This window comes from Nonomuraea sp. NPDC052265 (assembly GCF_044547985.1).
GTDB lineage: Bacteria > Actinomycetota > Actinomycetes > Streptosporangiales > Streptosporangiaceae > Nonomuraea.
Window position 1 is genome coordinate 38,310 of record NZ_JBIUBJ010000032.1, and the last position, 22,684, is coordinate 60,993.

Here is a 22,684-nt window from a genome sequence, read left to right on the forward strand (position 1 = left end):
CACGCCCGGCTCATCGACGCCCCACTTATCCACCTCTGGCTCGTTCACGCCCGACAGCCTAGGCAAGCACTGGAGCCGCCCTTAGCTACCCGGGTCCAGAGCGGGTAGCCCTGGGTCTATTTCTCGGCCGGTGGCCGTCGACCTGGGTCCGATGCCCCGAGGCGGGGAATCCGGTGAACTGGGCCCGTGATCGAGTTCTCTTGCGTCAGCAAGGCATACAAAAGGGTGAAAGCCCTCGACGAGGTGTCCTTCACCGTCGAGGCAGGCAGCGTCACCGGGTTCCTCGGCCCCAACGGCGCGGGAAAGTCAACGGCTCTGCGCATCCTGACCGGGCTCTCGCGGCCGACGTCTGGGGCGGCCACCGTGTTCGGGCGGCCGTACGCCGAACTCGCCTGTCCCGGCCGCCGGGTCGGCACGCTGCTCGACGCCGGCGCCTTGCATCCGGGGCGCAGTGGGCGGGAGGTCCTGACGCTGGGGGCGATGATGCTGGGCCTGCCCCGCTCGCGCGTCGGAGAGAGCCTGGAACTGGTCGGGCTGACTGGCAAGGAGGGCAGGCGGGCCGTCGGCGGCTATTCGCTGGGCATGCGCCAGCGGCTCGGCATCGCCCACGCGCTGCTCGGCCGGCCCGAGGCGCTCGTCCTGGACGAGCCCGCCAACGGCCTCGACCCGCAGGGCATCCAGTGGATGCGCGGGCTGCTGCGCAGCCTGGCCGACTCCGGGTGCGCGGTGCTGCTCAGCTCACACCTGCTGCACGAAGTGGAGCAGGTCGCCGACCAGATCGTGATGATCGGCCGCGGCCGTGTGCTCGCCCGGGGCACCGTCGCCGAGCTCGCCGGCGACGGCGGCCTGGAGCGTACCTTCCTCGAACTGACCGCCCAAGCCGACAGGAGTGCCGCATGACCCCTACCGACATTCCGTTCACCAGGCTGCTACGGGTCGAGACCCGCAAACTGTTCGACACACGCAGCGGTCTCATCCTCGCGGTGAGCACGATCGGGCTGGCGCTCGTGGCCGTCGTCATCCGGGGCCTCACGTCGGAGCCACGCTGGTTCACCCTGGCCGGGACCGCCGCCATCCCGCTCGGGACGCTTCTGCCCGTGCTGGCCATTCTCACGGTGACCGGCGAATGGCGGCATCGCACCGCGCTGACCACGTTCGCACTGGAGCCCCGGCGCGGGCGGGTGCTGGCGGCCAAGTGCCTGCCGCCACTGACGGTCACCGTGGCGGGCTGTGTGTTCGCCCTGCTGGCGGCCCTGCCCATGACCGCCGTCGCCGCCGCGGTTCACGGCGCCGAGGCCACGTGGACCGTCGCGCCCGCCAAGGTGCTGGGCTGGATCGCGACGATGGTGCTGGTGACCGGCCAGGGCCTCGGCATGGGGCTGGCGTTGTTGAACGCGCCGGCGGCGATCGTGATCTGTTTGGCCAGCACGGCCCTGTGGAGCACTGTCGCCCGGCTCGGCGACGTGGGCGCGACCCTGGCGGGCTGGCTGGACCTCAACCTCACTACCAACCCCCTGATGAACGGCGGGTTCACCGGCGGCGCCGCCCTTCGGCTGGCCGTTTCGGTGTTCGTGTGGATCGTCGTTCCGGTGGCCGCAGGGATGCTGCGCATCTCCAGGAAGGAGATCGGCTGACGGCGGCGTGGTCACGGCGGATGCCGTGGGCGAAGGCGCGCAGGTGGGACAGATCGTCCTCTTCGGCGGCGGTCAGCCAGTTGGCAAGTCGGTCACCGTGGCGGCCGGTGAGCATCTCGGCGAACGCGGCGACGTGAGTGCTGAGGCGTTCCAGGGCAGGATCGCGATCGCCGCACGCGGGTTGTCGCGGTTGACGGACAGATGACGGGTCGCGCGCAGCGCGGCCTCGCTCTCGCCGTGGCGGCCGCCGTCGGCGGCCCGCTTGATCCCCACGTTCGTGCCGAGCGTCCAGGTCGGGGATGTGCCGGCAGTTCACGGAGGACCAGAATGAAACGCACAGCCCTTCTACGTGTCGCCCGCGTTGTGCCGCGAGCGCAGCGGCGCGATCTCCAGGTACGCGGGAGAATCCCACCAGGCCCGTGCCTCGGCGATCTCCGGACGCGGCCCGGCTGTACCGTGAGGCGGCCTGGCTGACCGGCGATCGGATCGAGCAGCGATGCCTTCTCGACCGGGCCGATCACCTCGGCTGAGCGCCCGGCCGCCTCAGGCGCCTGTGTCCTTCGAGGGCTTGAAGGCGGTTGTCTGGGACCGTGGTGGAGGCTTGATGGTGACCTTCATGCCCCAGTGCGAGAAGCGGATGTCCTCGACGAACCCGAACCATCCCTGACCGCCGGTGGCGCCCTTGAGCCGGCCCTCGGGCTGACGCCACTTGACCCAGCCACGGCGCACCAGACCGTCCTGGCCGATCCACAGCCGCCAGGTGACCGGCCACTCGGCGTACTCGTTGTCGTCCTGCTCCGGACGCAGTTCCGGCCGGACGTCCCACAGCTGACGAGACGTCATCACCCCCTCATGGAGGGTCGTGGGCACGCCGTCGTAGCGGTCGGAGGGCCGCTCGGACGTCCTGGTGGCCAGCACGGCCGCGAACACCTTCGGCTTGTCCAGCTGCAGGTATCCCACCTCCAGGCGCAGTCTGCACTGGTACGGGAGGAGCACCGGCAGAGCCACCCACTTCTTGCCCTCGGCACGCTTCTTCGTCGGGTCGTACACCCATTGGCGTTTGCCGATGCAGATGTCGCGCACGTCATCGACCTGATGATCGACCAGGTCGGTCGCGACGACCTTGCCATCGCCGAACCCGATGACGCCCTTGGTCGGCTTGAAGCGTTCCCATTCGCCGTTGTTGTTGAAGGTGCTGTGTTGGACGATCCGCACGCCGTGGCCTTTGACCATCTGACGCCGGGTCGCGGCGACGGGATCGACCGCCGTCCATGCCGCGGCCGCGCCGGGCGCGGGCAGCCCCGGCAGTGTGGCTCCGGCGAACGTCAGACCCACGACTGCTGCCCATGTCCTCATCGCGTGACGTTCTCCTCCGGCCACGGGCGCGCCTCCCCCGGCGCGCACTGGTGCGGTGAGGATTCCAGACGGAGGTTACGCCGTGATCACACCGCGCGGTGGCGCAGGAGCGGAGTCGTGTTCGGCGGTGATGCGGACGGAGATCTCCTCGACCGGCCGGACGTACCTGCTGAGGCCGAACAGGTGCTGGTGGCGAGACTGGGCCTGCGGCTCCGGTGCGGTGCGGTGCGGCCAGATGCTTCAGCGTCGAATGGCGGAGCTGGTGCAGGGTCCATCGCGCGCCGGCCGATGCCGACCAGCGCAGCGTCTCGCCGGACGCGTCCAGCTGAGCACCGGTGTCCGGGAGCCAGGAGGAAGGCAGGCGCCTGCGGCGCTCGAAAGCCGAGCGTCCATGCGTCCTGCCACCACGGAGGGCTGAACCCGCTTCTGCACCGGGCGACGCGGTCGCCGCCGATCAGCAGGAAGGCCGCCTCAACCTCCTCATTGAGCGGCCGTGACGGGCGTGCACGGCTTCACGGACGTGCCCGCCTGGGCCAGCCAGGCGCCGAGCTGCCAGGGCACCTGCGGGTTCCCGTTGTCGCGGAACTCCACCACGAGCGTCTCGTCCGGCTTGATGTACTGCGGGAAGATCCGGATCGTCCGCACGGACGTCACCCGGGTGGCCTTGAACGATCGCGACCCGTCCACGAGTGAACGCAGCTCGCTCGCGCTCTGAGCGGGTTCCCCGCCGTAGGCCCGGTCCACGCCGGTGAATCGCGGGGCCGCGCACCGCGTGGCCGGGGCCAGGAAGGTGACGTCGGCCTTGATGCCCACCGCACCCAGCTTGGCTTCCAGCCCGGCGGGATCGCTCAGCTCGTTGACGGTGACCTCGACCGTGCCGTCCGGGCTTGTGGTCACCGCGTGGGCGGGGGGCTCGGTTCCGGTGATCAACGGTGTGACGGTGAGTGCCGCCGCGATTAGGTCAGCTCGGCCCATGCGACGAGCAGCAGCACGTCGCGATCGGCCGGGGCGAGCTCCAGCAGGACCAGCGCCAGCGGGCGGTTGACGGCCAGGGTGTTGACCTCGTCCTCGACCTGAGAGCCGGACAGCTCCGCCGGATGCACGCCGCTGCGAACGTAGGCGCGATAGAGGCTCATCTCGGTACGCCGCCGCCGGCCGATCAAGTTGGAGGCGATGCCGTACAGCCACGGTCGGGCATCGGCGCGACTTCGGTCGTAGCCGCCGCGGTGCTGGAAGGCGGCCAGAAAGGTGTCGGCCACGACGTCCTCCGCCTCGCTGGGCCCCAGGCGCCTGGTCACGTAACGGTGCAGGAGCGGCGCATGCCGGTCGAACAACGTGGCGAAGATCTCGGGTTCGTTCAGCGATCTCTCGATGAGGAGCGCGTCATCGACCTCAACTACTTCGCGAGGGATTGTCATGCATGTCGGCCTTTCCTGGCGTATGCGGTCACCTGTACTTACCGCGCCAGGCCGAAATTCTTCACGGGCCGACCATCATGGGCACGCGGGCAGTACGGGGCCGAGCGCCGGGCAGCAGGAGACGCCCACGTTCCCGCAGGCCGGAGCGTGCCGGCCTGCGGCGGAGGGTCCGTTATCGGATCGCGATCAACCTTGCGCGGCGATGAGTGGTCCAACCCCGTGTGAAGATCCTTTGTGCGGCGCTCGCCGTCCTTTCGGTAGTCGTGGCCGTCCCGGGCGCCGCCCGCGCCGCCGTTCCGGCGGGCGCGACGTCCGCCCCCATCCGGTACGCCGCCGCCTCCGACTGCGACAAGGGCCGGCTTGATGCCGCCTGGTGCGGTCCTTGGTGGTACCGGACGACCGACGGCAGGCGCCACCCGCTCAAGGAGGCGGGACGGTGGGAGGACGCGGTCGCCGTCAGCGGTGACGGCCGCCGCCTGGCCTACATCAGGGCCAAGGACGCCCGGCTCGTCGTCCGCGACCTCGACGGCCGGACGCGGGTGTCGAGGGTCAGGGCATGGCCGTCGAAGTCGGAGCTCGAACTCACCCGGGTGACGATGTCGTACGACGGCTCCCTGGTGGCGGTGGACTGCTGCTGGGCCGGCTTCACCGACCACCCCGCGCGGGTGTACGACGCCGCCACCGGCGCCCTGCTGACCAAGGTCACCGGGGTGTCGGTGCACGACGACGCCTTGAGCTTCAGCAGCGACGGCGACCAGATCCTCGTCAGGACGTACGACGGCAGGTCCGGCAGGCTCAGCGTCCACGACCTGAACGGCAGGCGGACCGGCAGTGTGGTGCCGCCCCGGCTCATCGGCGTCAACGCGGCCACCGCCGCGCTGAACGCCGACGGGCGCACGGTGGCCGTCTACGTCTCCGGCCGCAGACCCGGGATCGCCCTGTACGACCTGAAGACCAGGCAGGTCACCGCCAGGTTCCCGGTGCCGGCGTCGGGCCAGAAGGTGGAGCGGGACCCCGCGGAGGACAGGGTCACGGAGGTTGACACGGACGTCAGGCTCGACTGGACCGGCGACTCCACGCTGCGGATGGTCAGGAAGGTCGGGTTCAAGCTGGTGCGGGTACAGGTCTACGGCATCGACGCCGGCACCGAGGCGGTCGTGTTCGAGCGCTCCTACGCCATCGCCGGAACGACCTCTGAGGCCCTCAGCGGCCTGTGATGCTGATGGGGCTGCTCGTCCCCCTCTACCGTCGGGCGGGCGAGCGGCTACGGCGCCGACGACCAGAGAGCCCTTCGGAGGAGAGCCATGTCCTTTCCCGAACGTCCCCAGCCGGAGACCGGCGAGGTGCTGCTGCTCCGCACGTGCTACGAGGGCGACACGGAACAGTGGGGCGGGCTGCTCGACGAGATCGGGGGCCGCCGGGAAGGCGACGTGCTCGTCGTCGGGGACCGGGTGCGGCTGCGACCGATCGAGGACAGCAGGTGGGACTCGCTGCGCGGCGGCAACGTCCCGGCACTTGTCGCCGACGGCGGCCCGGTCGCCGTCCTGGTGGACCTTCCGGCGGTGTACGGGGACGGGCCGCTGCTGGTGGATCTGGCGGCGACACCCGGGCGCGGCGTCCGGGGCCCGTCGGCCCGGCTCGGTGAGATCCTGGCCGCTCTGCTGGACGGCACACTCGAGTTCGACCACCTGGTACGCGACATGGACGTGTACGGCATGTACCAGGGAGACGGCGGCCGACCGGCCTTCCCCACGCCGGCTGCCGTACCGTACCGGTCCTTCCCGGCACTGCCCACGGGGGAACTGCTGGTCCGCACCTGTTTCGACGACGAGGAGGGCTGGCGCGACCTGCTCGACGAGCTCGGCGGCGCCGACGAACAAGGCTGGGTCGGCGCGGACCTGGACCCGGACGACATCGACGTGGATCACTATCCGCTCACGGCATCGGTCGTCGACGACCGGGCCTTCGAGGGTCTCCTGCCCGGTCAGGTCCCGGCGCTGGTCCCGCCGGGCACGGACAACCCCACGCTGGTCGTCCTCGCCGACGCCCGGACCTTCGCCGAGCCCGGCCGGCCGCTGACCGTCGTCGACCTGTACGACACCCCGGGGCACGTCGCCGTCCTCCCCTGCCGCATGGTCGGATCGATGGCGGCCAACCTGGAGATCGCCAACATGGACTTCCACGAGTTCGTCGCCGTGGAGGACACGGAGCCGTGGTGGCAGAGCTCGCCCAGCCACCCGTAGCCGACTTTGCCCGCCAGACCGACGGCCGCACACGCCGCGTGCCTGGGGGCGTTGGCGCTGCTTGCGCGCCGTCCAGAGCGTGCCCTCCGCAGCCCCGTCACACCTCCGAAGTTCACCTCGGCGGTGAAGACCGCTCTCCTGACGTCGGTGTCGCGGGGAGGGTCGCCCCGGCGAACGTGACGTCGCGGCTGAAGGTCACCCGTCAGGCGGTCGTGAAGGAGATCCACACGTCCGGCGGGACGTCGGGCCGGTGCGGGACCGCCCGGCGTTCCTCCGTCCACGCCTCGCCGGCGATCGCGGTGGCCACGCGCCTCCAGAAGGCCACGGCCGCCTTGTTGGAGTCCTGGAAGGCGATCTTCCACGGGCCGGGATGCCGGGAGATCACCTCCCGCACGACCGTCATCCCGATCCCGGACCGGCGCGCACCGCGTACGACGAAGAAGCTGTTCAGCACCCGCTCCGGCCCGGACAGCGCGCGTACGAACGAGAACCCGACCGGGTGGTCGTCGCTGGTGAACAGGTAGGGCGCCCAGTCATCGTCCTGGAACGCGGCCTGTAGGCGGTCGCCGTGATAGGTGGCGTCGGGGGCGGGCAGGCCGCCCTGGAACTCCGACATGTCGTGGCGGAACATGAGCCAGAGTCGTTCGACAGTGGAGAAGTCTGCGGCGCTCGCGGGCCGGACGCTTACCTCGAAAGTGTTCATACAAGCACTTTCCGGCTGAAATCAACATTTCAGCCGGAAAGGTAATAATACCAGACTTTGATCATCGCCGGCCACGACCCAGAACCAGCAGGGTGGCAAGTTCGGCCGGGCTCGACGTGGAAGTCCAGCCCGAAGCGGCCGACCACGACGTGCTCGTCCTCCCCCTCGACAAGGATGGCGTTCAGCGGCCGATACGCTCCAGGTCGGCCGCGTCCTCATCGGAGAGGGAGAGCCCAGCGCCGGCGATGTTCTCCCTCAGATGGGCTGACGATGATGTGCCGGGGATGAGCAGGATGTTCGGTGAGCGCTGCAACAGCCAGGCCAACGCGACCGACATCGGCGTCGCCCCAAGCCGGACCGCGACCCCCGAGAGCACATCGGACTGCAGCGGCGTGAAGCCGCCCAGCGGGAAGAACGGCACGTAGGCGATGCCATCGGCGGCGAGCCTGTCAATGAGGTCGTCGTCGTGACGGTGGGCGAGGTTGTACATGTTCTGCACGCAGACGATCGGGGCGATGGCACGGGCCTCGGCGACCTGCCGGAAGCGGGCCAGGGCCGCGGTCACGTCGGCGCGCGTCCTGTCGAGGTCGCCCGCGTTCTCGGCGAGCCGGGCCCGGAACATGCGGGCCGGCCCGGACAGCCACACGTCGTCGCCGTCGGCCAGGTGCTCGACGATCGCGAGCGCGGTCTTCTCCTCTTGCAGGAACGCGAGCGTGAGCGCGTACGCGCCGTACGGGCCGGGCAGCTCCGGGTACGCGAGCAGCCGGTTGGTCAGCTCACGGATCCGCGCCCGGTCGTCCACGGCCTCCCCGGCGGCCATGCCCGGCCGGGTGTCGACCCGGTTGGACAGGTAGATCGCCTGGGCGCAGTCGCGCTCGGGCGTCGGCTCCGCGCAGGGCACCCATCTCCTCACCCTCGTCAAGACCGGCGGCGGAGGGCTCGGGAGCGCGTCATGCGACCTTGGACTCCGGCGCCTTCCAGGTGTTGCACGCGCCCGGAGTGCCCTTGGTGTAGCCCTGCGTGAACCAGTAGAGGTCGTTGGCGCTGAGCTTGTCCTTGCCGAAGCGGTCGCGCCAGTACTTGTCCTTCGGCGTGGGCTCCTCGGCCTTCAGCGTGGCCTTCCAGTTCTTCGACTTTCCGCCCAGGGCCTTGAGCGTCACGCCGGCCAGGCACAGCTGCTGCATAAGCGACGCCCAGGCTGGACGGCGTCTGCGGCAAGCCCCTCGCAGATGACCATCCGACCGACGCCCTCGCGAGATCCGAGCTCGCACGGCGGCCCATGACCGACGGCACCGATGCCCTGCGCCCGCTGAGCAAGGCTCATCGGACCGGAACCGCTGCCGCTGGTCACGGGCGCGTCCGGCGTCATCGGCTCATGGAGCCACGGTCAGGGTGAGGGTGGCTGTGTGGTCGAGGGCGACGCCGTCGCCCACCACCGTGATCGCGTAGGTGCCGGGCGCGGTGCTCGCGCCGACCGTGAAGGTCAGCGTGGACGTGGCGCCGGTGGTGATGCTCGCCGGGCTGAAGGAGGCCGTCATGCCCGGCGGAAGCCCCTTGGCGCGCAGCGAGATCTCCTGCGGGGCGCCCGAGACGACGGCGCTGGTGACGGTGACGCTCACCTGCTGGCCGGGCTGCGCGGTCGCCGCGGCGGGGTTGACCGCGACCGAGAAGTCGCACGTGTACGGCTCGCCGGCGCGGGCGGGCACGCGGACGGCGTTCCACGCGGCCTTGACCGTGTTGTACTCCAGGCACGACGCGGGGAACAGATCCAGGGCCGCCTGCAGCGAGGCTCGGCGGGCCGCGGTGTGAGGCCAGACAGAGGTCTTGCGCAGCAGCGTGCCCATGTAGATCTGGCCCGCCTTGCGCGCGCCGAGCCCGACGATGGTGGAGGAGTCGCAGGTCGGGCTGGGAGGTTGGCCGTTGGTCGGGTTGCTGCCCTCGGCCAGGAGGTAGAACCAGTGGTTCTGGACCCCGGCCCCGATCTGAGGAAACATCGTCGGCACCGCGCTGCTGAAACAATCGGGGTCACCGGGGCTCAGCGACGGCTTGTACATGTAGCGGAGCGGGCCGGTTCCACTGATGTCGAGCTCCTCGCCGACGATGTAGTCGGGCGGGTCGAGGGTGGCGGGCTGGTTGGCGTACTGCTCGGTCAGCGCGGCGAAGATGTCGCCGGTGGACTCGTTGAGTATGGCCTTCTCGTTGTCGCCGAGGTCAAGGCCGGGCGTGGTGGCGAAGACGGCGTGGCCGTACTCGTGCGCCACGACGTCCATCGAGGTGACCTGGCGCCGGTTGTCGGAGGTACGGCCGAAGGCGGTGTAGGCCCCGGTCCAATAGGCGTTGACGTCGTTCAGGCCCACGCGGGCGGGGTAGCCGTCGCCGGCGCCGTTGAAGCCGTTGCGTCCCAGCCAGTTCTTGAGCATGTCCCACTCGGTGTCGATCGCGTAGAGCACGTCGACGCAGGCGGTCTCGAAGTTGGTGCCGGTGCCGTTGCCCCAGTTGTCGTCCGTCCCGGTGAAGGCGGCGCCGTTCTGGCCGCCGCAGCGCACGCCCCGCCGTACCGGATCCACCATGGTGAAGGAGGCGCCGCCCCCGCTGGTGCCGATGGTGACCGGGTTGCCGTTGTAGTAGCTGTTGCCCAGCCCCTCCCTGACCTCGTCGGACTTCTCGGCGACCGCGCCGGTCAGCGCGTCGACGAAGACGTGCAGCTTGCTCTGCCTGCCTCTGATGGCGCCGTTGACGATCACCTCGTAGGCCAGCCGGCCGCGTCCTTGGGCCATGACCACCAGTCGGGGCGTGGTGACCGAGGAGATCTCGGGCAGTTGGCTCCTGGCCACCCGGACGGCTTCGGCGGCGCCGAGCTTGGGCGTGGTGGCCACGTCCAGGGCGCTGTCCTGGGAGACGGAGGTGCTCAGGACCTCGCCGGTGGCGGCGCTGACCACGACGAAGTCGCCGCCGTAGACGGGCAGTCCCGCGTAGGTGCGGGTGTAGGTCGTGTAGCGCAGGCCGCCCTGTCCCTCGATCAGGCCTTGCCGTACGTACGCGTCCTTGGGCGAGCTGTGGAGCAGTGCGGGCCTGGCCTTCACCAGGAGGTCGGCGGGGTCGCCCTTGGAGGCGTTCGCCGGGCCGGGGACCGAAGTGGCCACGAGCACACAGACGGCACTCGTGACCAGGGCTAACGCGGCATTGCGTCTCACGTGGTCGCTCCTTTGCGCTGGCGGGCGGTGAATGGGGTCACCTGCATTTGAGTTGATGAACTACAAGAGGTCAATATCGTGGTAAATAGCGGAAAAATCGTGTCCGGACATCGGCAGGGAGGAGTTGATCAGGTTCTTCCCGTTGCCACGGAAGGATCTGGGGGTTCATCGACAACTTAAGCCGGGGCCGGGGTTCGGCGGCGCGCTTGGGGTTGGCGGCGCAGCTGTGCACATTGCCGCGGCTGGGGTTCGTACCGGACGACATCCGGTCGGTGGCGCAGCCCCTGCTGGACCGGGCGATGGAGCATGACACGCCGTCGCTGCTGTGCCACCAGGCGGCCGAGCATCTGATCAGCTCGAAGGTGGTCCGGCCCGGTGTGGTCGTGTTGATGAAGATGGTCGGGTCGGCGCGTAACGCGGCGGGGGCGTTGACGTCGGAGAAGGTCGATCGTCTGTTGATCGGGCCGATGCGGGCGGAATCAGACCGGCTGCTGGTGCGCGATCCGGAGATCGGAACGACCCGGTTGGCGTGGCTGACGACGCCCACGGTGGAAGCGACGCCGACGTCGATCAAGTTAGCGATCGACAAGTTGATGTACCTGCGCACGATGGACTCGCAGCTGCGGGATCTGTCGATGCTGTGGCCGACGCAGATGTAACGAAAGAACCCTTTGCGCCGCCGCCCCCGAGGGGGACGCCGACGCGGTGCGGAGCGGGCGGCCGTGACCCCAGGCGGCGCACCCCTCCGCCTGCCCGACCCGCCGGTCGACCGTCTTCTTCGTGCAAGCCCCACGGCACGCCGGAGTTCTCCTTCCCACCGCCGCGGCGGGCGGCTGTGACCGGATCGACCTCTGCGGCCCGCGTCGGCCGGGATCAGTGCACGACGGCCCGGACGAGGAGACGCTGCAGGGCGTCCTGCTCCTCGGAGGAGAGCGGGGCCAGCGGGGAGTCCTGGGAGAGCAGCTCCAGGAGGCGCTCGCGGAGTTCGGTGCCCGCGGGCGTCAGGACGAGATGCTTGGCGCGGCGGTTGCCGGGGTGGGGATGGCGTTCGAGGTAGCCCTGTTCCTCCAGGCGGTCGGCGACGAACGTGGCGTTGGACGGCTCACAGCTCATCCGCTCGGCGAGCTCGCGCAAGGTCATGGCGCCGGTCAGCTCACGCATCGCGACGCCCTGCAGGAACCATGGCCACGACGACCACCTTCGACCGCACGCGCCTGAGCCGCGCGCCCCGCGTGCGTTCTCTCCGGCTGGGCGAGCTGAGGATCACCCATATCCCGGACGGAGTGGTCCGGCTCAAGCCGTACGGCTGGTTGCCCGCCGCCACCGCCGCCGACTGGGCCACCTACCGCGACCACCTCGACGACGACGGCCTCCTGGTCGCCGGGATCGGCGGCCTGCTGGTCGAACGTGGCGACCGGGCGCTGCTCATCGACACCGGTTTCGGCCCCGAGTCCCACCCCGACGACCCGGCCAACCCGCTGCTGGGCAGGTTGTACGGCGGCGAACTGCTGGACAACCTGCGGCACCTGGGCCGTGCACCGGAGCAGGTCGAGGCCGTCGCCATCACCCACCTGCACTCCGACCACCTCGGCTGGACCTGGAGCACCGCGCCCGGCGAGGACGCACCACCCTTCGCCCACGCCGCGCATCTCCTCGCAGCGCCGGAGTGGGAGCGGCGCGACCTCGCCGACGAGCCGCGACTGGCCGTCATGGAACCCCGGGTACGGACGATCGAGGACGGTGAAGAGATCTTCCCCGGCGTCCACGCCTCGTTGTCGAGTCCGCCAGGCACCGCCGCCGCCTGGTCGAGGAACTGAGCCGTCCGGACACGATCGGCTACGGCGGCCACTTCGCCGACGTGACGTTCGGGCGGGCCGAACCCCGCCCCGACGGCCGGTTCACCTGGACCCCCGTCGCCTGAGCAGCCGGCTCGCGAGGCCCTGCACGACGGCGACCAAGAGCGGCGATCAAGAGCGGCGGGCTACGGGTGCGGAGCATCCCCCATGGGAAGACGGCCCCAGTCGGTCGCGGCGGCGGGTCAGGGAGGCGGTTACGGCGGTGTTGCCGGCCAGTTCGATGGCCTGGTCGTAGGCCGCGCGCGACTCCCGGCCACGGCCCAGCCGGCGCAGCAGGTCGGCGCGGGTGGCGTGGTAGGCGTGATAGCCGGCCAACCTGTGCCCGAGACGGTCGACGGCCGCCAGCGCCGCCTGCGGGCCGTCGAGCTCGGCGACCGCGACGGCCCGGTTGAGGGCGATGATCGGCGACGAATCGAGGCGGACGAGCTGGTCGTACAGGGCGAGGACCTGCGACCAGTCGGTGTCGCGCATGTCGCGGGCGGAGGTGTGCACGGCGTTGATGGCCGCGAGGATCTGGTAGCGGCCCGGCGCCACACCGGCGGCGGCAGCGGCGAGACGCCCGCGCACCAGCCGGTGCCCCTCGGCGATCAGCGCCGCGTCCCAGGCTCCGCGGTCCTGCTCGTCGAGAGCGACCAGTTCGCCGCCGGACGAGACCCGGGCGGGGCGGCGGGCCTCGATGAGGAGCATGAGCGCCAGCAGCCCGGCCACCTCACCGTCGTCCGGCAGCAGGGCACGGATCAGGCGCGTGAGCCGGATCGCCTCGGCGGTCAGCTCGTGCCGTACGGGATCGGTGTCGGGCCCGGTGGCCAGGTAGCCCTCGTTGAAGACGAGGAACAGCACGGCCAGCACGCCCGAGACGCGCGCCGGAAGATCCTCCGCCGACGGCACCCGATAGGGGATGCGCGCCGCCTTGATCTTGGCCTTCGCGCGGGTGATCCGCCGGCCCATGGCGCTCTCGGCCACCAGGAAGGCGCGGGCGATCTCGGGCATGGTCAGGCCGGCGACCATGCGCAGCGTCAGCGCCACGCGGGTCTCCATCGCCAGCGCCGGGTGACAGCAGGTGAAGATCAGCCGGAGCCGGTCGTCGTCGATGACGCCGACAGGCCCGGGCGGGTCGTCGTCGTAGACCATCTGAGCCTCCTTCTGCTTGCCGTCGCGCTTGTTCTCGCGCCGGATCCGGTCGATGGCCTTGTGGTTGGCGGTGGTGGTCAGCCAGGCGCCCGGGTTGGGGGGCACGCCGTCGTCCGGCCACCGCTGGACGGCGGTCGCGAACGCCTCGGCGGCCGCCTCCTCGGCGATGTCGAGGTCACCGAAACGCCTGGTCAGGGAGGCGACCACCCGGGCCCACTCCTCGTGGTGGGCCCGGGTGACCGCCTCGCGGACGTCGATCCCGTTCACAGGAACGGCCGCACCTCGACCTTCCGGTTGCAGGCCTTCGACCCCTCGGCGGCCAGCTTGAGCGCCGCGTCGAGGTCGGCCGCCTCGATGATCCAGAAGCCGGAGAGGTACTCCTTGGACTCCAGAAAGGGCCCGTCGGTGAGCATCGCCTCCCCGCCCCGGTTGTCGATGACGGTGGCCGTGTCGGGCGAGGCGAGGCCGCCGGCGAAGACCCAGTTGCCCTCGGCCCGGAGCCGGTCGTTGAACACGTCGATCGCCGCGTCCTCGTCGGGGGTGGCCGAGTCGCTCTTGTCGTCGATCACGGAAATCAGGTACTGCATCTGAGCATCATCTCCTGTGGTGCCGGGGACGGGTGTGGCGAACCGGTCAAGGACGTCAAGCCGTCGCATACTGCGGGCGTCCGGCGGGCCGGTAGACCTGGATCGTCACGCCCTTGGCGTCGACGCGCGACTCGACCAGGTCGAGCGCAAGATCGGGGCCGGTCTCCGGGAACAGCCGCGCGCCCTGGCCGACGATCACCGGGACCACGATCAAGGTCATCTCGTCGACCAGACCGTTCTCCAGCAGCCACCGGGTCAGGGTGCCGCCGCCGTGCACCTGCAGCTCGCCTCCCGGCGCGGCCTTCAGGCCGGCGACGGCGGCAGCGAGGTCGCCGGACAGGACGGTGGTGCCCGACCATGCCGGATCGGCGAGCGTGGCCGACGCCACATACTTGGGCCGGGTGTTCAACGCCCGCGTGACGGGCTCCCAGCCAGGGACGTCCCCGACCGTCCAGGATCCCCACGAGCCGGCGAACAGCTCGTAGGTCCGGCGGCCGAACAGGAACGCGTCGGCGCGCTGGTAGGTCTGGTTGATGAACGCCGTGGTCTCCTCGCCGCCCTTCCCCAGGGCCCATCCGCCGCGTTCGAACCCGTTCCTGCGGTCCTCCTCCGACGCGCCGCCGTTTCCCTGCGTCACTCCGTCGAGGGTGATCTGAGTCATGGTCGTCAGCTTCATGATCGCGCTTCCTTCGCCGTGGCGCCGCCCCTTGTGGGTGGCCTCACCTCCGCTACGAACACCGCCGCCCCGATCCGACACCGCCTCCCGGACTTCTTCGCACCCTCGCTGGACGGCCGGACCGGCCTGCTCATCGGGCCACAGGGGCGTCCGGTCACCCCCTCCCGCGCGGCCACCGACCCTCGCCTCGTCCAAGCGGTCCACCGTCTCAGCGAGCGCCTGGCGCCCCTCGCGCCGAGCTGAGCCGGGCGCCGCCTCCGGCGATCTGGATGGGCCATCCGGTTAAACTGCCCGCATGACGACTCCCCTGCGCAAGGACGCGGCCCGCAACTGGGAACGGATCGTCACCGTGGCCAGGGAGCTCATCGACGAGGGCACCCCCCCTGCAGCTCAACGACGTCGCCCGCCGCGCCGGGCTGGGCGTGGGCACCGTGTCCCGCTCATGTGCGGCATCGCCTACGCCGCGGCCGTCCACGGCGGCACGCCCACCGCTCGCGTGCCGACCGCCCACCGCTATCTGACCCTCCTGCTGGAGGGCCTGCACGCCTGACGCGCCCCGCTGGAGCCCGATCCCGGTCGATGGTGGTCATCAGCCCGACTCCGTCCACGTCCACCACCACGCCGACGTGGGGTGCTGGTGCCGTACAGCACCAGGTCGCCCGGACGGATGCCGCCGAGCGCCCGCGACGTGCCCCCGCTCTAGCCCTTCCTGACCGCCTGGCCTACCTGGGCCGGTGAGGTGCGCCAGGGCGCGCCGTGGCCCGGCAGCACCCAGGACGCCGACAGTCCGGCGATCCGGTCCAGGGAGTCGAGTGCTTCGGCCGGGTCGTCGGTGAAGGGCGCGGGCTGGGGGCCTTCGCGTCCGGTGAGGACGTGTCGCGTGGTCAGGGCGTCACCGACGAAGACGGCGTCGGCGAGCGGAACGTGCACCGCCACGCTTCCCGGTGAGTGTCCCGGCATGCCGACGATCACCGGGCTGCCGGGCAGGTCCAGGACGTCGCCGTCGCCGATCTCGGTGACCTGGCCGAGATAGCGGGTGCGCAGGCCGTTCTTGCGGATGGAGTACCCCAGGAACCCGAGCGCCGGTCCGAGGCGCATCGGGCCGACCGCGACCTTGGGCTTGTCTCCCGTACGGGCGCGGACGGCGTCGGCGGCATGCACGAACACCGGCACGCCGTGTTCGCTGCGCAGCCGTTCGGCGAAACCCAGGTGGTCGGAGTCGCCGTGGGTCAGCACGAGTCCGCGGATGTCGGCGACGGACTTGCCCAGGGAACGGAGTTCGGCCTGCAGATCCTGCCAGTGGCCGGGCAGCCCGGCGTCGATCAGGGTGATGCCCTCGGCGGTGTCGACGAGGTAGCAGGCCACGACATCGTTGCCGAGGCGGTGCAGGTGGGGCGCGAGCTTCATGGACTTCCCCAAAATGACGTCAACGGCTCTCACGAACGGAGAGTTCTGGCCGGATGATGCTACTCACCGTAGAGCTTTGCTCCTTTATGAGAGCAATGCTCTCCCAGTAGGGTGCTCACTGTCAAGAGCACTGCTCTCGGGACGGCCGGGACCTCAAGTCCGGCATTTCATGGCGTACAGCTAGATTCCTGGGCATGTTGCGGGGGCGGGAAACGGAGCCGGCCCAGGTCGCGCGGCTCCTCGATACGGCCACCGTGGCCGAAGCGCTCGACCTGGCCAGGGACACCGGCCAGAGCCACCGGATCGAGCAGCTCGGCACGATCATCGCGAGGATCGCGGCCATCGAGGGCGACGCCGAAGGCTGCCGCGACCGTGCGCACACGGGTCTGCTCCACCTCACCCTGGGCCGGTACGAGCAGGCGCTGCGCGACCTCGCCGCGGTCACCGTCGTCTTCGCCGCCCCCGACCTGATCGAGGCGGCCGTCCGCGCGGCGGAAGCCTACACCCGCTTCACGGCGTGGGCCCGGGCGGCCGGCCATGGGCCCGCGCGGTCGCGCTGCGCTGCCGTGGCCTGCTGAGCCGGCCGAGGAGTCGGGCGAACACTACGCGCGCGCCGTGCACCTGCACCGGCAGGCCGGCCGGCCGTTCGAACGCGCCCGCACGGAGCTCCGTCGCGTTCGCGCACATGCTCCATCGCGACAGCGGGAAACGCAGGAACGGCCTCCAGACGTCGATCTGGGTGAGATCGTCCCTGGGGTTCAGGCGGGCGGGGGGCCGGTGGTTGATCACCCATGAGCACGTCTCGGTGCCGATCGACCCGCGGACCCCGCAGGCGTGGCTCCCGCCGGAAGGCTGAGGCGGTGCGGGGAGGATGGGATCTGTGGACACACAGGTGAGAACCCGCATCTCGGCGTACGCGATCGCCGTGGAAGAGGATCGGCTGCTGCTGGCGCGGTTGTCGGATGCTTCGCCCGTCTTCACGCCAGGTCTGTGGCACTTGCCTGGCGGGGGGATCGATCCGGGCGAACAGCCTGTCGAGGCGCTGGCCCGCGAACTTCTGGAGGAGACGGGCCTCGAACTGATCGAGACCCGCCTGCTCGACGCCAGGACGTACTCGGCCCGGAGAAACGGCGTGCGCTGGAGCCTGACAGCGTTGTTCTACGCGGTGGCTCTGCAGACAGGGGCGCCGACGGTGACCGAGGCCAACGGCTCTACCGAGGCAGCGGTGTGGGTTTCCCTCGCCGACGTGCAGGACGACACGGTCCTGTCGCCGCCGGCTGCCGACGCACTGCGCATGCTGGACCGCGCCGAGGTGACGTTCACAGCCACTCGTTGAATCCTGCGATCAGCACTATGGAAACAAAACTCTTATCTGGTTCTATGGATGCGCGGCCGGCTGCCAACAGGTCCGGAGTGCCCCTGCGGACCGAGCAGGCCAAGCCTTGCCGCCGCATGGGCCACGTTTTGCATCCGGCCCGCACGCTTCACCCCGCTTTGCCAGAAGGACCGTTATTCACCACCCTGGTCAGGTAAGTCCTCTGGTGATGGCCGCAGGCTTCCGCACCAGGCGGGGAGGTCAACATGATCACCTTGTCCGCACGCGCCCTCATCACCGGCGCGTTCACCATCGCACTGAGCACGCCCGTCGGCGGCGCACTCGCCGCTTGCGCCACACCGGTGGACCCACCCAGCCCGCAGACCCAGAAGGATCTCCAACAGTCGATGCGCGGTGAGGCGTACGCCAACGCCTCCTACCGCCTGTACGCAGCCCAGGCCCAACGGGAGAACCTGCCCTCGGTGGCCCGCCTGTTCGAGCGCACCGCCGACGTCGAACTGGGCGAGCACTTCAGGGAGGCCGCCGAGCTCAGCGGCCTGGTCGGCGGCGACGCCGAGAACCTGCGGGCCGCCGTGGCCGGGGAGACCTACGAATCCCGGCAGATGTATCCCGGCTTCGCACGCCAGGCCAAGGCCGACGGCGACAACAAGGCCGCCGCCCGCTTCTCCGAGGCCGCCCGCGACGAAGGAAGGCACGCCCGCGCGTTCGGCACCGCGCTGAGCGCCGTCGAGTCCGGCCAGGGCACCGTGCCCAAACCGCCGAAGGCCGACGCGGTCCAGGTACCGCAGGGACCGCCCGAGGTCCACGCCCGGCAGACCAGGACCGACCTCGACACGGCCATGCACGGCGAGGCACTCGCCTACGCCAAGTACCGGCAGTACGCCGAGCACGCCAAGGACCCGGCCGTGGCGAAGCTGTTCCGCGGCACCTCCGACGTGGAGCTGCACGAGCACTTCGCCGGCGAGGCCAAGCTGGCCGGGCTGGTCGGCAGCACGCACGCCAACCTCACCAAGGCCATCGCCGGCGAACAGTACGAGTCCCGGACCATGTACCCGGCCCTCGCCAAACGAGCCGAGGCCGCGGGCGACACCCGGGCGGCCGAACGATTCTCCAACAACGCCGAGGACGAGGCCGGCCACGCCCGCGCCTTCCAGCAGGCCCTGGACCGGCTACCCGAGCAGAACTCCACGCAAAGCTGACCAACCTCCGATCCATGCCAGACGCCATGGCCGCCGGCACCGCCCGCGGCCATCGGCGCCCTAACCAGCCCGCGATCCGGCCTCCGGCGTCGCGCCAGACAGGAGACGGACATGTTCTTCGGCCTGCCCCTGCACCCGCTGGTCGTGCACGCCGCCGTCGTGTGCCTGCCGCTCGCGGCGCTCGGCACCGTCCTGATGGCGTTCTGGCCCGCCGCAGCCCGCCGCCTGTGGCCGGCGGTGCTGTTCGTCGCCACCGTCGCACTGATCGCCGTACCACTGTCGATCACCAGCGGCGAGACGCTGGCCCACACCGTCGGGGAGAACGACCTCATCGAGGCCCACGAGGAACAGGGCGAGCAGGTGCTGCCGTTCGTCATCGTGCTCTGGCTCGCCACGCTGAGCCTCTCCCTGGCCACCCGATTCATACACCGCACGCGCTCGATCTTCCAAGGCACCGGCCCGCGACCGCGATGGCACGCCGCCGCGATGATCGTCCTGGTGGCCCTGGCCCTGGCCGGCGGCGTGGGAGGGACCGTCGCCGTCGTACGGGCGGGCCACAGCGGAGCCCAGGCCGCCTGGACCAAGTAGGTTCCGAGCCTCACCAGCAGGCGGCGGCCGTCTCCTGATCCTGGGCGATACGGCCACGCAGCAGGACCTCCATGGAGGTCGACAGCGCCGTGGCGGGCACGAAACCGGCGCCCGGCACCGCCACGTCACAGATCTTGAGGCACGGCCGAGGCGTCCTCCTCGCCCAGGCGGCGGGCCAGCTCGGCCAGCACGAGACGGGTGGAACCCCAGCAGGCGGTGCCCATCCCGGCGACCACCAACTGATCCGCGTACGGAAGCAGCCGATCGTAGAGCACACGCGGATCGGGCACCCCCAGGCGGGCGGCGACCAGACCCCAGACCGGCACCAGGAAGTCGGCCACCCAATCGTCGGGGACGTCGGTCCCCCAGCGCCCCACCAGCTCGCGCGCCAGCTCCAGACGACCCGACTCGACGGCGGCGAGCACGGCGACGGGCCGCAGCGGCACGAACCGCGGCTCCTCCGCGGCGGCCACCAGCTCCTCCACGACCTCGGCCACCCGCCCCTGGCCACGCCGGCAGGTGTACGTGGTCACCAGCCGGTGGAACCGGCGGCCCCACACGGTCGGGCCGAACCGCATGTCACCGTACCGGGCGAGCAGGTCCTCGGCCTCCTCCCACCGGCCGTCCAGAGTGGCCCGCGCGGTCTGGGCGATGCGCACCATCGACTCCAGCTCCGGGCGCGGCGCCCCGGCCAGCAGCGCCTCGCAACGGGCCAGCTCACGATCCCAGCCGGACAGGTCGCCGTCGCGCAGCAGACAGGACATGAGGGCGACCCGCGCCAGCACCTCACCGCTCACCGGCAGACCCGGCAGGCCCGCCAGCTCCTCCGCCATCGCCCGCCGCGCCGCGTTACGGCCCGGACGGAACGCGGCGAGCAGGTAATTGCTCATCGTGCGGGCCAGCAGCGCCACGTCACCCGTCCCTCTGGCCAGGGCGACCGCCTCGGCGGCATGACCTTCGCCCTCGGCGCCGCGGGGACTGTAATGCAGCTCAAGGGCCAGCGTGCCCAGAAGGCTGGCGCGGTCGGCGTCCGGCAGCGGGCCGTCGAGCAACTCCTCGATGACGGCGACCAGATCGCCGTCGACGACGCCGTACGGACGCCAGTTCCACAGGGCCGGGCCGCCGATCGCGGTGACCGCGGCGATGAGCACCTCCCGATCGCCGACGGCCCTGGCCAGACCGATCGCCTCCGCCCAGTCGCGGTGCGCCTCCTGGGGCTGACCGGCCGCGCGGTGAGCGTGGCCGAGCTCGGTGAGCAGGCGGGCGCGTTCGGCGTCGCGGCCGGGTTCGAGCGCCGACAGGGCCAGCGTCCAGAAACCGGCCGCCTCGGTGTGGGCGAGCTGGGCGGTGGCCTGCCGGGCGGCACGGGAGGCGTGCACGACGGTCCTGCCCGCGACGTCCAGGCGACCCGCCTGGGAGAAGTGGTGGGCGAGCGTGGCCGACCGCGACTCGGGCAGGACGCCCTCCAGCGCCTCACCCGTACGCAGATGCAGACGCGAACGGTCGAGCTTGCCGAGCCCGGCGTACAGGGCCTCCTGGACGAGGGCGTGCGAGAAGCGGTACTCGGGCCCGGCGGCCGGCTCGACCAGCAGACCGGTGGCGACGGCGGGCTCCAGAGCGGTCATCACCCGCTCGGCGGTGCTGCCCGTGACGCCCTCCAGCAAACCGGCGTCCACGTCACGGCCGGCCACGGCGGCGGCGGCGAGCAACACCCGGGTCTCCTCGGGCAGGCGCGCGACCCGACGCTCGATCACGTCACGGGCACCGCTGGGGACCGCACGCTCACCACGCGGCAGGCGCAACACCTCACCCAGGTAGAACGGGTTGCCGCCCGTCCTGTCGAGCAGGTCGCCGACCAGGCCCGGCTCGTCGCCGACCTGCCTGGCCCGCAGGAAGGCCGCCACATCACCAGAGGTGAACGGCGGCAGCTCCAGACGCTCACCCGACCGCGTCAGCGCGGCCAGCGTCCCGCGCAGCTCACCGGGATGGTCGCCCGGCTCCGGACGGCAGGTGACCAGAACGAGCAGCCGACACCGCACCGCGGACTCGGCCACGAACTCCAGCAGCCGCAACGAGGACACATCAGCCCAATGGAGATCTTCAAGGACCACGGCCACAGGCGCCGACGACCGGGTCAGGACGTCCAGGACCTGCTCGTACAGACCGAACAGATCCTGCTCGGGATCACGGGCGCGACCGGACAACAACCCGGTGACATCACCCGCCTCCCGCAGGATCTGCGTCCAGGGCCAGAACGCCGGAGCGGCGCGATCGGCGCAACGCCCCCACACCACCCGCAACCCACGCGCCGCGGCCAGGTCGGCGGCGGCCCGGACCAACCGGGTCTTGCCGATGCCCGCCTCCCCCGTGACCAGCACGGCCCCACCGTCGCCGCGCCGCGCCGCACCCAGCCGCCGCGCCACCAGCTCCAGTTCGGCCGAGCGGGCGATGAGCCCCCCGGGCTCCGGCTCGGGAGCGGCCGGGACGAACGGCGCCACCGGCTCGGGCACAGGCGGACGCAGCTCGGGCGCCTGGTCGAACACCGCCCGTTCCAGCTCCCGCAGATCGGGGCCGGGACTCAGCCCCAGATCGGCCGACAACCGCTCACGCACCCGGCGCAGCGCGGCCAACGCGTCAGCCTGCCGCCCGGCCCGGTAGAGCGCGCGCACGAGCAGCGACCAGGCCCGCTCCCGGTACGGCTCCGCCCCCACCAGCGCCTCCAGACCTGGGATCAAAGGCGCGTCCTCCCCCAGAGCCAGGCGGGCGTCGAAACGGTCCTCCAGAGCGGTGAGACGTGTCTCGGCGAGCCGCGCGGCGACCGGCCGGGCGAACTCCTGACCGGCGAACTCCCCCAGCGGTTCGCCCCGCCACAACCCGAGCGCCCGGTCGAGCACCTCGACGGCCCGGCCGGGCGCACCACCCGCCAGCGCCGCACGGCCCTCACCGGCCCAGGCGGCGAAACGCCACAGATCCACCTGACCGGGCGCGACGGCGAGCAGATAGCCCGGCTCGCGGGTGAGCAGGACATGCGGCGGCGTACGCGGCGGCCGATCGGGCTCCAGCACCCGGCGCAGATGGGCGATGTACGCCTGAAGAGTACGGGTCGCCCCGGCGGGCGGCTCCCCCGCCCACAACTCCTCGATGAGCCGGTCGAGCGACACCACCCGGCCAGGCTCCAGGGCCAGCATCGCCACCAGGGCACGCTGCTTACGCGTACCGAGATCGAGCACACCCCGCTCGGCGGTGACCTCAAGCGGCCCGAACAGCCGGAACTCCAACCCTGCCATATCGGTCCAACCCTACGGCACCTCAACTCGATCCCAGCTCGACCCCAGCCCGCACCCGGCAAAGTGAAG

Annotated in this window: 26 protein-coding genes; 13 read left to right on the forward strand and 13 right to left on the reverse strand. The window is 71.0% G+C overall.

The features are described 5' to 3' along the window. Nucleotides 1-225: 225 nt before the first annotated feature. The 3 genes from ACIHAD_RS45025 to ACIHAD_RS45035 are packed head-to-tail and all read left to right on the forward strand — an operon-like array spanning nt 226 to nt 1,839. Nucleotides 226-900: an ABC transporter ATP-binding protein gene (locus ACIHAD_RS45025; protein ID WP_397360992.1), complete on the forward strand. Its 675-nt coding sequence runs from the start codon at nt 226-228 to the stop codon at nt 898-900. Beyond that, nucleotides 897-1,634, forward strand: a complete 738-nt coding sequence (locus tag ACIHAD_RS45030) for a hypothetical protein (protein WP_397360993.1) — start codon at nt 897-899, stop codon at nt 1,632-1,634. The genes ACIHAD_RS45025 and ACIHAD_RS45030 overlap by 4 nt, the downstream gene beginning before the upstream one ends. Nucleotides 1,635-1,677: 43 nt before the next feature. Beyond that, entirely contained in the window at nt 1,678-1,839 is a 162-nt protein-coding gene (locus tag ACIHAD_RS45035) for a hypothetical protein (protein WP_397360994.1), read from the forward strand. A gap of 338 nt (nt 1,840-2,177) precedes the next feature. Here the strand turns inward: ACIHAD_RS45035 and ACIHAD_RS45040 are convergent, their stop codons facing one another. The 3 genes from ACIHAD_RS45040 to ACIHAD_RS45050 form a co-directional block, all read right to left on the reverse strand. Continuing rightward, nucleotides 2,178-2,990 (reverse strand): hypothetical protein, encoded by an 813-nt coding sequence (locus ACIHAD_RS45040; RefSeq protein ID WP_397360995.1) that lies wholly within the window; start codon nt 2,988-2,990, stop codon nt 2,178-2,180. A gap of 480 nt (nt 2,991-3,470) precedes the next feature. After that, the gene (locus tag ACIHAD_RS45045; RefSeq protein WP_397360996.1) at nt 3,471-3,920 is read right to left on the reverse strand and encodes a hypothetical protein; all 450 of its coding nucleotides are present in this window, start codon (nt 3,918-3,920) and stop codon (nt 3,471-3,473) included. Nucleotides 3,921-3,946: 26 nt separating this feature from the next. Next, entirely contained in the window at nt 3,947-4,408 is a 462-nt protein-coding gene (locus ACIHAD_RS45050) for an RNA polymerase sigma factor (protein ID WP_397360997.1), read from the reverse strand. A gap of 221 nt (nt 4,409-4,629) precedes the next feature. Here ACIHAD_RS45050 and ACIHAD_RS45055 point away from each other — a divergent pair, with 221 nt between their 5' ends. Further along, nucleotides 4,630-5,625 carry a WD40 repeat domain-containing protein gene (locus ACIHAD_RS45055; protein WP_397360998.1) on the forward strand — a complete coding sequence of 332 codons (996 nt, stop codon included), beginning with the start codon at nt 4,630-4,632 and terminating at the stop codon, nt 5,623-5,625. A gap of 87 nt (nt 5,626-5,712) precedes the next feature. Continuing rightward, nucleotides 5,713-6,651 carry a DUF6924 domain-containing protein gene (locus tag ACIHAD_RS45060; RefSeq protein WP_397360999.1) on the forward strand — a complete coding sequence of 313 codons (939 nt, stop codon included), beginning with the start codon at nt 5,713-5,715 and terminating at the stop codon, nt 6,649-6,651. Between the two features lie 202 nt (nt 6,652-6,853). Here ACIHAD_RS45060 and ACIHAD_RS45065 read toward each other — a convergent pair whose 3' ends face one another. The 4 genes from ACIHAD_RS45065 to ACIHAD_RS45080 all read right to left on the reverse strand — a co-directional run bounded on the left by ACIHAD_RS45065 (nt 6,854) and on the right by ACIHAD_RS45080 (nt 10,548). Then, entirely contained in the window at nt 6,854-7,354 is a 501-nt protein-coding gene (locus tag ACIHAD_RS45065) for a GNAT family N-acetyltransferase (protein ID WP_397361000.1), read from the reverse strand. Between the two features lie 181 nt (nt 7,355-7,535). Further along, nucleotides 7,536-8,255: an aldo/keto reductase gene (locus tag ACIHAD_RS45070; RefSeq protein WP_397361001.1), complete on the reverse strand. Its 720-nt coding sequence runs from the start codon at nt 8,253-8,255 to the stop codon at nt 7,536-7,538. Nucleotides 8,256-8,304: 49 nt separating this feature from the next. Then, nucleotides 8,305-8,538 (reverse strand): hypothetical protein, encoded by a 234-nt coding sequence (locus ACIHAD_RS45075; RefSeq protein ID WP_397361002.1) that lies wholly within the window; start codon nt 8,536-8,538, stop codon nt 8,305-8,307. A 189-nt stretch (nt 8,539-8,727) separates the two neighbouring features. Continuing rightward, nucleotides 8,728-10,548 carry a M4 family metallopeptidase gene (locus tag ACIHAD_RS45080; protein ID WP_397361003.1) on the reverse strand — a complete coding sequence of 607 codons (1,821 nt, stop codon included), beginning with the start codon at nt 10,546-10,548 and terminating at the stop codon, nt 8,728-8,730. Nucleotides 10,549-10,820: 272 nt separating this feature from the next. On the opposite strand from ACIHAD_RS45080, the gene ACIHAD_RS45085 reads away from it, so the two are divergent. Then, the gene (locus ACIHAD_RS45085) at nt 10,821-11,207 is read left to right on the forward strand and encodes a hypothetical protein (protein WP_397361004.1); all 387 of its coding nucleotides are present in this window, start codon (nt 10,821-10,823) and stop codon (nt 11,205-11,207) included. Nucleotides 11,208-11,421: 214 nt separating this feature from the next. On the opposite strand, the gene ACIHAD_RS45090 is transcribed toward ACIHAD_RS45085, so the two are convergent. Beyond that, the gene (locus ACIHAD_RS45090) at nt 11,422-11,709 is read right to left on the reverse strand and encodes a MarR family winged helix-turn-helix transcriptional regulator (protein WP_397361005.1); all 288 of its coding nucleotides are present in this window, start codon (nt 11,707-11,709) and stop codon (nt 11,422-11,424) included. A gap of 20 nt (nt 11,710-11,729) precedes the next feature. Here ACIHAD_RS45090 and ACIHAD_RS45095 point away from each other — a divergent pair, with 20 nt between their 5' ends. After that, entirely contained in the window at nt 11,730-12,365 is a 636-nt protein-coding gene (locus ACIHAD_RS45095) for an MBL fold metallo-hydrolase (protein ID WP_397361006.1), read from the forward strand. Between the two features lie 150 nt (nt 12,366-12,515). Here ACIHAD_RS45095 and ACIHAD_RS45100 read toward each other — a convergent pair whose 3' ends face one another. Genes ACIHAD_RS45100 through ACIHAD_RS45110 form a run of 3 tightly spaced genes read right to left on the reverse strand, consistent with a single transcriptional unit; the run spans nt 12,516 to nt 14,798 of the window. Continuing rightward, nucleotides 12,516-13,802 (reverse strand): RNA polymerase sigma factor, encoded by a 1,287-nt coding sequence (locus ACIHAD_RS45100; RefSeq protein ID WP_397361007.1) that lies wholly within the window; start codon nt 13,800-13,802, stop codon nt 12,516-12,518. Then, nucleotides 13,799-14,122: a YciI family protein gene (locus ACIHAD_RS45105; protein WP_397361008.1), complete on the reverse strand. Its 324-nt coding sequence runs from the start codon at nt 14,120-14,122 to the stop codon at nt 13,799-13,801. The genes ACIHAD_RS45100 and ACIHAD_RS45105 overlap by 4 nt, the downstream gene beginning before the upstream one ends. A gap of 55 nt (nt 14,123-14,177) precedes the next feature. Beyond that, nucleotides 14,178-14,798 carry a dihydrofolate reductase family protein gene (locus tag ACIHAD_RS45110; protein WP_397361009.1) on the reverse strand — a complete coding sequence of 207 codons (621 nt, stop codon included), beginning with the start codon at nt 14,796-14,798 and terminating at the stop codon, nt 14,178-14,180. Between the two features lie 295 nt (nt 14,799-15,093). On the opposite strand from ACIHAD_RS45110, the gene ACIHAD_RS45115 reads away from it, so the two are divergent. Beyond that, nucleotides 15,094-15,348: a hypothetical protein gene (locus ACIHAD_RS45115; RefSeq protein ID WP_397361010.1), complete on the forward strand. Its 255-nt coding sequence runs from the start codon at nt 15,094-15,096 to the stop codon at nt 15,346-15,348. A 149-nt stretch (nt 15,349-15,497) separates the two neighbouring features. On the opposite strand, the gene ACIHAD_RS45120 is transcribed toward ACIHAD_RS45115, so the two are convergent. Further along, complete coding sequence (locus ACIHAD_RS45120) at nt 15,498-16,205, reverse strand: MBL fold metallo-hydrolase (protein ID WP_397361011.1); 708 nt, start codon at nt 16,203-16,205, stop codon at nt 15,498-15,500. 194 nt (nt 16,206-16,399) lie between these two features. Between ACIHAD_RS45120 and ACIHAD_RS45125 the strand changes: the two genes are divergently transcribed. The 5 genes from ACIHAD_RS45125 (at nt 16,400) to ACIHAD_RS45145 (ending at nt 19,328) form a co-directional block, all read left to right on the forward strand. Continuing rightward, complete coding sequence (locus ACIHAD_RS45125; protein WP_397361012.1) at nt 16,400-16,783, forward strand: hypothetical protein; 384 nt, start codon at nt 16,400-16,402, stop codon at nt 16,781-16,783. Next, on the forward strand, nt 16,723-17,061 hold the full coding sequence (locus ACIHAD_RS45130; RefSeq protein WP_397361013.1) for a nuclear transport factor 2 family protein: 339 nt from the start codon (nt 16,723-16,725) through the stop codon (nt 17,059-17,061). Before ACIHAD_RS45125 ends, ACIHAD_RS45130 begins: the two co-directional genes overlap by 61 nt. Nucleotides 17,062-17,085: 24 nt before the next feature. After that, nucleotides 17,086-17,541, forward strand: a complete 456-nt coding sequence (locus ACIHAD_RS45135; RefSeq protein WP_397361014.1) for an NUDIX hydrolase — start codon at nt 17,086-17,088, stop codon at nt 17,539-17,541. Between the two features lie 245 nt (nt 17,542-17,786). Then, complete coding sequence (locus tag ACIHAD_RS45140; RefSeq protein ID WP_397361015.1) at nt 17,787-18,740, forward strand: ferritin family protein; 954 nt, start codon at nt 17,787-17,789, stop codon at nt 18,738-18,740. A 111-nt stretch (nt 18,741-18,851) separates the two neighbouring features. After that, nucleotides 18,852-19,328 (forward strand): hypothetical protein, encoded by a 477-nt coding sequence (locus tag ACIHAD_RS45145; RefSeq protein ID WP_397361016.1) that lies wholly within the window; start codon nt 18,852-18,854, stop codon nt 19,326-19,328. A 125-nt stretch (nt 19,329-19,453) separates the two neighbouring features. Here ACIHAD_RS45145 and ACIHAD_RS45150 read toward each other — a convergent pair whose 3' ends face one another. After that, nucleotides 19,454-22,615 (reverse strand): BTAD domain-containing putative transcriptional regulator, encoded by a 3,162-nt coding sequence (locus ACIHAD_RS45150; protein ID WP_397361017.1) that lies wholly within the window; start codon nt 22,613-22,615, stop codon nt 19,454-19,456. Nucleotides 22,616-22,684 lie beyond the last annotated feature (69 nt).